General features: G+C 72.7%; 10 protein-coding genes. 3 read left to right on the plus strand and 7 right to left on the minus strand.

The annotated features are described in order from the left end of the window. Positions 1-50: 50 nt before the first annotated feature. The 3 genes from OG230_RS17630 (at position 51) to OG230_RS17640 (ending at position 4,331) form a co-directional block, all read left to right on the plus strand. A complete protein-coding gene (locus OG230_RS17630) occupies positions 51-815 on the plus strand; it encodes an ABC transporter ATP-binding protein (RefSeq protein WP_328911191.1) in 765 nt (254 codons plus the stop codon). Continuing rightward, positions 812-3,658: an FtsX-like permease family protein gene (locus OG230_RS17635; protein ID WP_328911192.1), complete on the plus strand. Its 2,847-nt coding sequence runs from the start codon at positions 812-814 to the stop codon at positions 3,656-3,658. Before OG230_RS17630 ends, OG230_RS17635 begins: the two co-directional genes overlap by 4 nt. 124 nt (positions 3,659-3,782) lie before the next feature. Next, positions 3,783-4,331 (plus strand): bacterial proteasome activator family protein, encoded by a 549-nt coding sequence (locus OG230_RS17640; RefSeq protein ID WP_328911193.1) that lies wholly within the window; start codon positions 3,783-3,785, stop codon positions 4,329-4,331. Between the two features lie 156 nt (positions 4,332-4,487). On the opposite strand, the gene OG230_RS17645 is transcribed toward OG230_RS17640, so the two are convergent. From OG230_RS17645 to pdhA, 7 genes are all read right to left on the minus strand, one after another. Further along, complete coding sequence (locus OG230_RS17645; RefSeq protein ID WP_328911194.1) at positions 4,488-5,477, minus strand: NAD(P)H-quinone oxidoreductase; 990 nt, start codon at positions 5,475-5,477, stop codon at positions 4,488-4,490. A 140-nt stretch (positions 5,478-5,617) separates the two neighbouring features. After that, on the minus strand, positions 5,618-6,766 hold the full coding sequence (locus tag OG230_RS17650) for a potassium channel family protein (RefSeq protein ID WP_328911195.1): 1,149 nt from the start codon (positions 6,764-6,766) through the stop codon (positions 5,618-5,620). Then, entirely contained in the window at positions 6,724-8,160 is a 1,437-nt protein-coding gene (locus OG230_RS17655) for a molybdopterin molybdotransferase MoeA (RefSeq protein ID WP_443051592.1), read from the minus strand. Before OG230_RS17655 ends, OG230_RS17650 begins: the two co-directional genes overlap by 43 nt. A 206-nt stretch (positions 8,161-8,366) precedes the next feature. Further along, positions 8,367-9,242, minus strand: a complete 876-nt coding sequence (locus tag OG230_RS17660; RefSeq protein WP_328911197.1) for an NTP transferase domain-containing protein — start codon at positions 9,240-9,242, stop codon at positions 8,367-8,369. Between the two features lie 90 nt (positions 9,243-9,332). Next, complete coding sequence (locus OG230_RS17665; RefSeq protein ID WP_328911198.1) at positions 9,333-10,709, minus strand: dihydrolipoamide acetyltransferase family protein; 1,377 nt, start codon at positions 10,707-10,709, stop codon at positions 9,333-9,335. Next, positions 10,709-11,740 (minus strand): alpha-ketoacid dehydrogenase subunit beta, encoded by a 1,032-nt coding sequence (locus OG230_RS17670; RefSeq protein WP_328911199.1) that lies wholly within the window; start codon positions 11,738-11,740, stop codon positions 10,709-10,711. Before OG230_RS17670 ends, OG230_RS17665 begins: the two co-directional genes overlap by 1 nt. Further along, entirely contained in the window at positions 11,737-12,897 is a 1,161-nt protein-coding gene (pdhA, locus tag OG230_RS17675) for a pyruvate dehydrogenase (acetyl-transferring) E1 component subunit alpha (protein WP_328911200.1), read from the minus strand. Before pdhA ends, OG230_RS17670 begins: the two co-directional genes overlap by 4 nt. Between the last annotated feature and the right edge of the window lie 11 nt (positions 12,898-12,908).

Here is a 12,908-nt window from a genome sequence, read left to right on the forward strand (position 1 = left end):
GGCTCCGTCCGACCACCACCGACCGGAACATCCCAGGGGGAACGCCCACCATGTCCTCGTCCGTCCCGCCCCCGTCCACCGGCCTGTCCGTGGACGCGCCCGTCCTGGAGCTGAGAGCGCTCACGCGCACCCACGGCTCCGGCATCGCCCAGGTCCACGCCCTGCGCGGGGTCAACCTGTCCGTCCACACGGGAGAGCTCGTCGCCGTGATGGGACCGTCCGGTTCCGGCAAGTCCACCCTGCTCACCCTGGCCGGCGGCCTCGACACCGCGAGCAGCGGGCAGGTGGTCATCGAGGGCCAGGACATCGCCGCACTCGGCCGCAAGGGCATCGCCGCCCTCCGCCGCCGCAGCGTCGGTTACGTCTTCCAGGACTACAACCTCATCCCCGCCCTCACCGCCGCCGAGAACATCGCACTGCCCCGCGAACTCGACGGCGTCTCCCTCCGCAAGGCACGCAGGGAAGCCCTCGACGCGCTGGAGGAGATGAACCTCGGCGAGATCGCCGACCGGTTCCCCGACGAGATGTCCGGCGGCCAGCAGCAGCGGGTCGCCATCGCCCGCGCCCTGGTGGGGGACCGCCGCCTCGTCCTCGCGGACGAGCCGACCGGGGCACTCGACTCCGAGACCGGCGAGTCCGTCCTCGCCCTGCTGCGCAGCCGCTGCGACCAGGGCGCGGCCGGGGTGATGGTGACGCACGAGCCGCGGTACGCGGCCTGGGCGGACCGGGTGGTGTTCCTCCGGGACGGATCGATCGTCGACCAGACACTGGTCCCGGGCGCCGACTCGCTGCTCACCGCCGAGGGCGCCAAGTGAGCGTCTTCTCGGGGTGGCGTGCCGCCCTCCGGATCGCCCGGCGCGACGCCATGCGGTCCAAGGGCCGCAGCGCGCTGGTGGTCGCGATGATCGCCCTGCCGGTGCTCGGGGTGACGGCCGCTGACGTGACGTACCGCAGCGCGCTGCCCGACCAGGGCGAGAAGCTGACGGCAGAGATGGGCTCGGCCGACGCCCTGTACAGCGACCCGGGCATGGGCGGGCTTCCGATCCACCAGATGCCCGACGCGACGACCTGGGGCGGCCAGTCCTCGTACCCCTCCCGAGGGAAGGAGCCCGAGCCGGTCCGGATCGCGGACGCGTTCCCGAAGGGCTCGCGCCATCTCACCGAGCGCTCCGTGCCCGCGGTCGTGACCACCCGGCACGGCATCACGAACACGGAGATCGTCGAACTGCGCACCTCGGACCCGCTGGTCCGGGGCAAGATCGACCTGGTGGACGGCGCGTTCCCGGACGGACCTGACGAGATCGCCGCCACGGAGCCCTTCATGGCGTCGGCGGGCCTCGGCATCGGCTCCCGCGTCACGGTGCGCGGCCCCGGTACGACGTACACCCTCACCGGCACCGTGGAACTGCCCGACGAGCTGGGCAAGAAGGCGCTGTACGCCGATCCCGGCGCGGTCATCGGCCCGTGGAAGACCGCGTCCGACCGCGACGACACGGTCCTTCCGCCCCAGCCCAGCGGTACGGAGTGGCTGGTCGAGGGCCCGGCCGGAGCCGGCGTGGCCTGGGCGGACGTGCTCCGGGCCAATGAGCTGGGCGCCCTGGTGGTGTCCCGCCAGGTCGTCCTCGACCCGCCGCCGGACTCCGAGGTGCCGATGGCCGACGGGACGTCCTGGGACTCCGGGTCCTCGGCGGAGCTGAGCGCCGCGGTGGTGACCGTGGTCGCCATGGCCGTCCTGGAGATCGTGCTGCTGGCCGGACCGGCCTTCGCGGTCGGCGCACGCCGCTCGCGCAGGCAGCTCGGCCTGGTCGGTACGTGCGGCGGCGACCGGAGCCATGTCCGGGCCGTGGTGCTGGCCGGTGGCGCGGTGCTCGGCGGAGTCGGAGCCGTGCTCGGCGTCGCCGCCGGATTCGGGCTGACCGTGCTGTTCCGCCCGATCATCGAGGGCTGGACCGGACACCGCTTCGGCGAACTGTCCGTGCGCCCGGCCGAACTTCTGGCCGTCGCCGTGATCGGCCTGGTCACCGGCATCCTGGCGGCACTCGCCCCGGCGATCGTGGCCGGCCGGCGGTCCGTACTGGAGTCCCTGACCGGCCGCCGCGGCACCCGCCGCAGCTCCCGCACCCTGCCCGTGCTCGGCGGCATCGCCCTCGTGGGTGGCGCCTCCATCGCCGCGTACGGCGGTGTCAGCGGCGATACGACGCTGGTCGCCGGCGGCTCGGTCCTCGCCGAACTCGGCGTCCTCGCCTGCATCCCGGTGCTCGTCGGGCTCCTCGGCCGGCTCGGCCGCCGGCTGCCGCTCAGCCCGCGGATGGCGCTGCGCGACGCGGCCCGCAACCGGGGACGTACGGCGCCCGCCGTCGCCGCGGTGATGGCGGCCGTCGCCGGCACCGTCGCCATCGCCACGTACACGAGCAGCACGATGGCCGAGCACGCCTACGACTACACGCCCTCGCTCACCTCGGGTACGGCCGCGCTCGTCGCCGACGACCCTTCCGGCGTCCCGCAGCTCCCCCGGGCGCGGGCCGCCACCGAGGGCCACCTCTCCCTCAGCGGTGGGCGCGCCGACTTCGGCCGGGTCTGGGCGGGCAGCGACTGCTCCGTCTACTTCGAGGAGGACGGCTGCGGCACCGTCGAGCTGGTCAAACCGGCCGGCAAAGGCCATGCCTGCCCGCTGAAGGGCGCGGGTGCCAAGGAGCTCGCCCGGAAGCTCTCCGCCGACGCGCACAAGGACCTGATGAGCTCACCGGCCTGCGTGGACGAGTTCCTCCTCATGACCACGCTGGGCACGGACTCCTCCAAGATCGTGGTGGGTGACGCCGCGTTCCTCACCACGTACGTGAAACTCACCGACCCCGCGGCGGCGGCTGCGCTGACGGCGGGCACACCGGTCCTGCTCAACCCGGCGTACGCGAAGAACGGCGAGGTCACCCTCAAGGCCGTGCACAGGTACAACGACCGCGACACCGAGAACCGGAAGCTGCACCCGGGCGCGGCGCGGAGCAGTGTGGACCGGCTCCCGGTCCATGTGGCCCCGGCCGCGTACGCCGACACCCCCGGCGTACGCATGATCATTCCGCAGCGGACCGCGGACCGGCTCGGCCTCCACACCCAGGACTACGGGAGCGTGTACACCGTCGCCCACCGTCCCACGGACGCCGAGGAGCAGGCGACCGCGTCGGCGATCGAGCTGGCCGGAGGCGGCGCCTACCTGATGACCGGCAATCAGCCCGGCAGGGGCGAGGACGTCGTCCTGCTGATCCTCGCCCTGTTCGCCGGTGTGGTGACCCTGGGCGCCTCGGCGATCACCACCGGTCTGGCCAGGGCGGACGCGGAGGCCGACCTGACCACGCTCAGCGCGGTCGGCGCACCGCCGGCCGTGCGGCGCACCCTCTCCGGGTTCCAGTGCGTGGTGGTGGCGCTCACGGGTGTCCTGCTGGGGACGGCCGCCGGGCTCGTGCCCGCGGTGGCCCTGCGGCTGATCGATCTGCGCGAGGCCATGAAGTCCATGCGGCTGCAGCCGATGGACTCCGCGTACACACCGATCGTGCTGCCCTGGGCGACCATCGGGCTGCTGGCCGTGATCGTGCCCGTGTTCGCGGGACTGCTGGCCGCCGCGTTCAGCGGTTCACGGACGGTTCTGTCCCGGCGGACGGGCTGATCACCTCCCGCCGAACCGGGCTCCGGCTCCGCGACCGGCGATTTCGGTGCCCCCGGATGGGGTGGATCATCCGTTCCCGGGGGCACCACCGTGGTGTACACCACGTGTGCGAGACAATGGCGGCATGGAGATGCCGAGGAATGACCGGTCGCAGGAGCACCCCCAAGTCCTCGTAGTGGGGCAGGACGGAATGGCTATCGGCGGCGGTGACAGTGGCGACGAGTCGCGCGAGGTCCCGGTGACGGAAATGGTCGAACAGCCCGCGAAGGTCATGCGTATCGGCAGCATGATCAAGCAACTCCTGGAGGAGGTCAGGGCGGCTCCTCTCGATGAGGCGAGCCGGGTCAGGCTCAAGGAGATCCACGCGAGTTCCGTGAAGGAGCTCGAAGACGGACTGGCACCGGAACTGGTGGAGGAGCTCGAACGGCTCTCCCTGCCGTTCACCGAGGAGTCGGTGCCTTCGGAAGCCGAACTGAGGATCGCGCAGGCCCAGCTGGTCGGCTGGCTGGAGGGGCTCTTCCACGGAATCCAGACAGCACTGTTCGCCCAGCAGATGGCGGCGCGCGCCCAACTGGAGCAGATGCGTCGCGCCCTGCCGCCCGGCTCCGGCCACGAGGACGAGGAAGGCGGCTCGGACCCGCACGGACCGATCCGGTCCGGCCCGTACCTGTAAGCACCGCGGGCGTGGACACCGCAGGGGCCCGGCAGACAACGTTCGCCGTTGCGTGCCGGGCCCCTGTGGTTGTGTGCCGGGCCGCTGTGTCTGCTGCCCCGGCCCCTGTGTCTGCTGCCCGGCTCCGCCGTTTCCGGGCTGGGTGGGTGGCGCGGGTCAGTCGGCCGCGGGCGCGAGCAGGAGCACCTTGCCGATGTGCGTGCTGGATTCCAGCACCCGGTGCGCCTCCGCGGCGTCCGCCATCGGCACCATACGGTCCACGACCGGCCGGACCAGCCCGCCGGCGATCAGCGGCCAGACGTGCTCGCGCACGGCGGCGACGATCGCCGTCTTCTCGTTGAGGGGACGCCCCCGCAGGGAGGTGGCCGTGACCGCGGCCCGCTTGTTCAGCAGTGCGCCCAGGTTCAGCTCGCCCTTGACGCCGCCCTGGAGGCCGATGATGGCGAGGCGGCCGTTCACCGCGAGCGCCCGTACGTTCCGGTCCAGGTACTTCGCACCCATGATGTCGAGGATGACGTCGGCGCCCGCGCCGTCCGTCGCCTTGTGGATCTCCTCGACGAAGTCCTGTTCGCGGTAGTCGATGAGGATGTCCGCGCCGAGCTCCGCACAGCGTGCGAGCTTCTCGGGCCCGCCCGCGGTCACCGCGACCCGTGCGCCGACCGCCTTGGCCAGCTGGATGGCCATCGTGCCGATACCGCTGGACCCGCCGTGCACCAGCAGGGTCTCGCCGGGGCGCAGATGGGCCACCATGAAGACGTTGGACCAGACGGTCGCCGTGACCTCGGGCAGCGCCGCCGCCGTTGCCAGGTCCACGCCGTCGGGTACGGGCAGGAGCTGACCGGCCGGCACGACGACCTTCTCGGCGTAACCGCCGCCCGCGAGCAGCCCGCACACCTCGTCACCGACCGACCAGCCCGTGACGCCGGGGCCGAGCGCCGCGACGCGGCCCGCGCACTCCAGGCCGGGATAGGGGGAAGCGCCGGGGGGCGGGTTGTAGAAGCCCTGGCGCTGCAGCACATCGGCGCGGTTGACCGCGCTGGACACGACCTCGACGAGGACCTCGCCCTCGCCGGGTACGGGATCGGGCACCTCGGCCCATACGAGCGCCTCGGGGCCACCGGGTTCGGGGATCGTGATCGCATGCATGGCCGCGAGGCTACTCCGTGGGCCGCGCGTCGGCATGCGGTCGGCCGGTGCGCACGGACTCCGCACCGGCTCCTCCGGGTCCGCATCTGCTGCACGGGACCGGTCGGCCTGACGGGCTGACCGGTCGCGCCGAACCCGCCCTACGGCAGCGGCTTGCCCGGCTGATGGCCCGGCAGACCGCTCGGCGGGGTGTGGAGCGGGGAGGCCCGCACGATCGTGATCACCCGGTCCGTCAGTTGCAGCGGGCTGGCCGCCGGATCGTCGTAACCGAGCAGCCGGTGGCCCCGCAGCACGCTGACGACCAGGTCCTCGGTCTCCCGCACGTGCTTGCCCACCTCGGCCTTTATCACCGGCCGTTCGACCAGGTCGAGCCCGCTGCCCTGCTGGATCAGGTCCTCCATGACCGTGCCCGCGCTGGGGCTGAGCACGGAGAGACCGAGCAGCCGCCCGGCCGCACTGGCGCTGGTGATGACGGCATCGGCGCCGGACTGCCGCAGCAGCGGCGCGTTCTCCTCCTCACGCACGGCGGCGACGATCTTCGCCCCGCGGTTGAGCTGGCGCGCCGTCAGGGCCACGAGGACCGCGGTGTCGTCGCGCTGGGTGGCGATGATGATCTGACGTGCTTTCTGGAGTTCGGCGCGCAGCAGGACATCACTGCGTGTCGCATCGCCCAGCACGCCCACGAATCCATCGGCGTTGGCGGCCTCGATCACTTTCGTGGCCGGGTCGACGACGACGATCTGTTCCTTCTTCAGGCCCGTGCTGCACAGCGTCTGGATCGCCGAGCGGCCCTTCGTGCCGAAGCCGACGACAACGGTGTGTTCACGCAAGTTGCTTCTCCAACGGTTCAGCCGGAAGTCCTCCCGGGTCCGCTCCGTGAGGACTTCAAGGGTGGTGCCGACCAGGATGATCAGGAAGAGCACGCGCAGCGGCGTCACCAGAAGCACGTTTATGAGCCGGGCGCCGTCGCCGTACGGAACGATGTCGCCGTAGCCGGTGGTCGAGAGGGTCACCGTCGCGTAGTAGACGGCGTCGAGGAAGTCGACGCTGCCGTCGGCATTGTCGTGGTACTCGTCACGGTCCACGTAGACGATCAGGACTGTGGTGGCCAGCACCATCAGCGCCATCGCCAGCCGCTTGGCGACCTGCCGCAGCGGCCGGTCCATGACCCGGCGAGGCAGCATCACCCGGGTGGGGACGACATGCTCGTCGGCGCGCCTGGCCATCGCATCCTGGCCGGGAAGTTTCACGTGAAACACCCTTCCGCCCACGGCGCCGCCGAGGCCCATGGGAGATCGAGGATCTCCACCTCGGTGCCGGACCGTACCCCGCCCGGCGGCACAACGGCCAGTCCGTCAGCAGCGGCGATACCGCGGAGCATTGCGGGGCCGTTGTAGTGCAGGGGGACGACGTGGTCCAACCCGCCCTCGTGCGTGGCGCGATGGACGACGGGGACGAGGCGGGTGTCGTGCGGATGCCCCTGGACCTCGTCGTGGACCAACGCCCGGTACGCCTCCTGCGCCGGACGGCCCGCGATGCCCCGGAGCAGGGGTTCGGCCAGGGTGAGCAGACCGGAGACGGCAGCCAGGGGATTGCCCGGCAGCCCCACGACGTAAGGCCCTTGGGCGGTCAGACGGGCCAGCAGCATGGGGTGGCCGGGACGCACATCGACTCCGTCGACCAGCAGTTCGGCGCCGACCTCGGCAAGGACCGGGTGGACGTGATCGACCGGGCCGGCCGCCGTACCGCCGGTGGTCACGACGAGGTCGGCGTCCGAGGTGGTGAGGGCGTGGCGCAGAGCCGCGGCGTCGTCGCCGAGGCGGCGGGGCTCGCCGACCTCGGCGCCCAGCGCCCGCAGCCAGGGACCGAGCATGGGGCCGAGCGCGTCACGGATCAGCCCGTCGTGCGGGAGCCCGGCGGTGAGGAGTTCGTCGCCGAGAACGAGGACGTCGACGCGGGGACGGGGAACGGCGACCAGCGCGTCGTACCCGGCAGCGGCGGCCAGGCCGAGGACGGGCGCGGTCACCAGCGTCCCGGCGGGCAGGAGTTCGTCACCGGTGCGGCACTCCTGGCCGCGCGGTCTGATGTCCTGTCCGGGAACGACCTCGCGCTGCGCGAAGAGCAGCCCCTTCGCTTCGTCGGCGTGCGCGTGCTCGCTGCGGAGGACGGCCGTGGCATCGGCCGGGATACGGGCTCCGGTGGCGATCCGTACCGCCGCACCGTCGGGCAACCCGGCGGGGGCGCTGTGTCCGGCGAGGAGCCCTTCGCCTTCCCGGACGGTCCACGGACCGGGCCCGGCCACGACCCAGCCGTCCATGGCGGAGGTGTCGAAGGACGGCAGGTCGGTGAGCGCGTGCAGTGCCTCGGCGAGGACGTGGCCGAGCGCGCGGTCGAGGGCGAGCCGGTGCGCGGCGACCGGAGCGGCGCGCCCCGCGCGCGCGGCCAGGGCCCGTGCCTCGCTCCAGGAGGTGGTCCGGTGGCGCCGGGCGCGTACGGGCTGGGAGGGCGGGGAGGGCGCGGCGGCCTGGGTGGGCGAGCCGCTGGAAGCGGGGGAGGAGGGCGAGACGGCGTGCTCCTGCTCCCCCGGGCGGGCTCCGTGGTCCGGGCGGGCTCCGTGGTCCGGGCGATTCGATGCCACCAGAGCCAGAGCCTCCTCCACGGCGCGCTCGTCCTCCGGTGTCATCGCGGAGAGGGGCGAGGCACCGGGCGAGGCACCGGGCGAGGCTTCGGGTGCGGAAGCAGCGGTGGGGACGGCAGCCGGAGCAGCGGTGGCACCAGCGGACTGCGCGGAGCCTGCCGAGCCGCCCGGCGCCGAGTCCGTAGCGGTGGGCTGGTGCGTGGCGCCCTGGGACGGGCCGCCGGTGCCGGTGCCGGTGCCGTGATGCCCCGTCATTGTGGGTCGGCCTCGTTCGTGGCCCCCGCCTCCTCCTCCCACCGGAGGGCGAGCGCGACGGCCTTGCGGCTGGCCTCGGCCACCGCTTCGGCCGCGGCTTCGGGGCCGCCACCACTGCTCGCCTTCGCCGCCGCGTAACCGACCAGGAAGGTCGTCAGCGGCGCGGCCGGGCGGGCGACGCCGTGCGCGGCATCACGGGCGAGGTCGAGCAGTACGCCGGTGTCGACGTCCAGCTCGATGCCCAGTTCGTTCTTGACTGCGGTGATCCATTCGTCCAGCACGGTCCCATGCTCCCTGATACGGGCCCTGGCTGTGGCGATGTCTTCCCAGGTGTCGCAGTCGAACGAGTCGAGAGGACCGGCCTCGACGCGGGCGAGGTCCAGTTCGGCCGTCAGCAGGCGCAGCGGCAGCCCGGCGAGACTGCCGTGCTCGGTGGCCAGGAGCGCGAGTTCCCGGCGGAGCGGCTCGGCGCGGTAGACCGCGACCAGCGGCTGGTCCCGCCCTCCCGGATCGGCGCACAGGGCGCCTTCCAGGCCCTCCTGCCCGGCGGCGGCCAGCAGCGCTCCGACGGTGGATGCCCCGAGAAACGGCAGGTCGGCGGAGAGTACGAGAACCCGCTCCGCCGTCGTGTGACGCACCCCGGCGCCGAGCGCCGCCAACGGTCCCCCGCCGGCCGGAGTCTCCCGTGTCCAGGTCACGGGCCGCCCGGTCGGCCTCCGGCCGCCCACCACCACGGTGGTCCCGGCACCGGTGCAGGCCGCGAGGACCCGGTCGAGCAGCGACCGGCCGCCGACCCGGACCCCGGGCTTATCGGCTCCGCCGAGGCGTTTGGCGGCCCCTCCGGCAAGGACGATGGCGTCATAGGCGGTCATGCCCCGAGTATGCGTGCAGCCCGCCCCGGCCGATCCCCCAGGGACCGGACACCCACAGCCGTCCGGTCCCGCACCGCTCTCGTCCAGCCGCTACAGCGTGCGCAACAGCACCGCGGGCTGCTCCACGCAGTCGGCCACGTACCGGAGGAATCCGCCCGCCGTGCCTCCGTCGCACACCCGGTGGTCGAAGGTGAGCGAGAGCTGGACGACCTGGCGCACGGCCAGTTCGCCCCCGTGCACCCACGGCTTGGGCATGATCCGGCCGACGCCCAGCATCGCCGCCTCGGGGTGGTTGATGATCGGCGTCGAACCGTCGACCCCGAACACCCCGTAGTTGTTCAGCGTGAACGTGCCTCCGGTCAGCTCGGCCGGGGTCAGGCTCCCCGTGCGTGCCGATTCCGTGAGCCGGGCGATCTCGGCGCCGATCGACTCGACGTTCCGGGACTGCGCGTCCCGGACGACCGGTACGACCAGCCCGCGATCCGTCTGGGCGGCGAAGCCGAGATGGATGTCGCGCAGCCGCACGATCTCCCGGGCGGCCGGGTCCACGGTCGAGTTGAGCTCGGGGAACTTGGCCAGAGCCGCCGTGCAGATACGCGCCAGCAGGGCGAGCACCGACACCTTGGGGCCCGCGGACGGACCACCTGCGCCGTTCATCGCCGCTCTGGCCGCCATCAGCTCGGTGGCGTCGGCGTCGACCCAGCACGTCGCATCCGGGATCTCGTGCCGGCTGCGCGACAGCTTGTCGGCCACCGCGCCCCGTACGCCACGCAGCGGAATCCGCTCACCGGCGGCACCGGCCGCCGACCGCGGCAACGTGGCCGCGAGGGGTGCCGCTGCCGCCACCGGGACGGCCGTCCGCTCCGACACGGCCCGGATCGCGGACTCGACGTCGGCCCGCAGGATCAGCCCGTCACGCCCCGACCCGTTCACCTGGCGCAGGTCGACGTCGTGCTGCCGGGCAAGCTTGCGTACGAGCGGCGAGACGACGGCCACCGGCCCCCGTACCTCTTCCGCGACCGGCGCCGGCTCGGGCGTCGCAGGCCGTGCCGACACCTGCTCGGGCCGCACCCGGCGACGACGTGCCGCCGGAGCCCCCGTCCCGTAACCCACCAGCACGTTGCCGGACGACTCGGCCTCGGCCGCTCCGGAACCAGAACCCGCCGCTCCGGAACCAGCCGTCCCGGAACCCTTGGCGGGCGTCGCCGCACCGGAGTCCGCGGACCCGACCGCCACCGTCAGCAGCGGTGCTCCGACGGGGAGTTCCGTCCCCTCCTCGCCGAAGCGCGCGGTCACCACACCCCCGTACGGGCACGGCACCTCGACCATCGCCTTGGCCGTCTCGACCTCGACGACCGGCTGGTCGATGGCGACGACATCGCCGACCTCCACCAGCCAGCGCACGATCTCCGCCTCGGTCAGCCCCTCACCGAGGTCGGGCAATTTGAACTCGAGCACTTGGGCCATCAGCTCTGCGCCTCCCACTGCAGACGGGCCACCGCGTCGAGCACCCGGTCCACACCCGGCAAATGGTGTCGCTCCAGCATCGGCGCCGGATACGGAATGTCGAATCCGGCGACTCTCAGCACCGGGGCCTCCAGATGGTGGAAGCACCTCTCCGTGACCCGTGCGGCGATCTCCCCGCCGGGGCCGCCGAATCCCGATGACTCATGGACGACCACGGCACGGCCCGTCCGCCGTACTGAGGCGGCGACCGTCTCGTCGTCGAACGGCACGAGCGAGCGCAGGTCCACGACTTCGAGATCCCAGCCCTCGGCCACCGCGGCCTCGGCCGCCTCCAGGCAGACCGGCAGGGACGGCCCGTACGTGATGAGCGTCGCGCTGCGCCCGGAACGTCGTACGACCGCCCGACCGATCGGCTCGACCGGCACCGGGGCATCCGGCGACCAGGCGGCCTTCGACCAGTACAGCCGCTTCGGCTCCAGGAAGATCACCGGGTCGTCGGAGGCGATCGAGGCCCTCAGCAGCCCGTACGCGTCATCGACCGTGGCCGGAGTGACGACGTGCAGACCGGGGGTGGCCATGTAGTACGCCTCGGAGGAGTCGCTGTGGTGCTCAACCCCGCCGATTCCCCCGCCGTACGGCACCCGCACCGTGATCGGCAGCGGCATGGCGCCCCGGGTCCGGTTGCGCATCTTGGCGACATGGCTGATCAGCTGCTCGAACGCCGGATAGGCGAAGGCGTCGAACTGCATCTCCACCACGGGCCGCAGCCCGTACATCGCCATACCGACGGCCGCGCCCAGGATTCCCGCCTCGGCCAGCGGTGTGTCCGTACAACGGTCGTCGCCGAACTCCTTCGCCAGGCCGTCGGTGATCCGGAAGACCCCGCCGAGCGTGCCGACGTCCTCACCGAGGACGTGGACCGACGGGTCCTCGGCCATCGAGTCGCGCAGCGCACGCCCGAGGGCCTGCGCCATGGTGGCCGGCTTGGGCTTCCCCGTCTGTGCGCCGGGAACCGCCGCTGCGGTCGTCATCGCCGTTCCTCCGCATTGTCGTCGTGCTGGTCCTGCTCGGCATCCAGCTCGACACGCAGGCGGGCCGCCTGCTCGCGCAGCTGCTCGGTCTGTTCCGCATAGACGTGCGTGAACAGGCTCATCGGGTCGAGCACCGGATCGGCGTTCATCCGCTCGCGCAGTCCGGCGGCCATCACGTCCGCCGCCTCCTTCGCCGCCACGATGCCGTCCTCGTCCAGCAGTCCCCGCCCGGTCAGCTCCCGCTCCAGGAGCAGGATCGGGTCGTGCGCCCGCCATGCCTCGACCTCGCTGTCCACGCGGTACCGCGTGGCGTCGTCGGCGTTCGTATGGGCGTCCATGCGGTAGGTGACGGCCTCGACCAGCGTCGGACCCTCACCGCGGCGGGCGCGGGCCACCGCGTCGGCGAGCACCTCGTGCACGGCCGCCGCGTCGTTGCCGTCGACCAGCCGTCCCGGCATCCCGTAACCCACGGCCTTGTGGGCCAGGGAGGGCGCGGCCGTCTGCTTGGCGAGCGGGACGGAGATGGCGAAGCCGTTGTTCTGAACGAGGAAGACGACCGGCGCCTTCCAGACAGCCGCGAAGTTCAGCGCCTCGTGGAAGTCACCCTCACTGGTGCCCCCGTCGCCGACCATGGCGAGCGCGACCACGTCGTCGCCCTTGAGCCGGGCCGCGTGGGCCAGGCCCACGGCATGCGGCAGCTGGGTGGCCAGCGGGGTGCAGAGCGGGGCGATGCGGTGCTCGCGCGGGTCGTATCCGGTGTGCCGGTCGCCGCGCAGAAGAGTCAGCGCCTCGACGGGGTCGAGTCCGCGCGCCACGGCCGCGAGGGTGTCGCGGTAGCTGGGGAAGAGCCAGTCCTGCTCCTCCAGCACGAGCGCAGCGGCGATCTCGCACGCCTCCTGCCCGGTGCTCGACGGGTAGACGGCGAGCCGGCCCTGCTTGGTCAGGGCCGTGGCCTGCACGTTGTACCGGCGCCCGCGCACGAGCTCGGCGTAGAGCCGCAGCAGCAGACCGGGATCCGCGCCTGCCGCCGCGTCCGTGCCGAGCACGCGGTGCGGCTCGGGGTCCGGGAGCAGCGGCGCCGGGTCGGTCAGCGGCTTCCAGGCCGGGGGCGGCGTGGGCCGGTAGGCAGCCGCGCCGGGCAGCTCTTGGACCGTCATGAGAAGCACCT

The organism is Streptomyces sp. NBC_00234 (assembly GCF_036195325.1).
Lineage (GTDB): Bacteria > Actinomycetota > Actinomycetes > Streptomycetales > Streptomycetaceae > Streptomyces.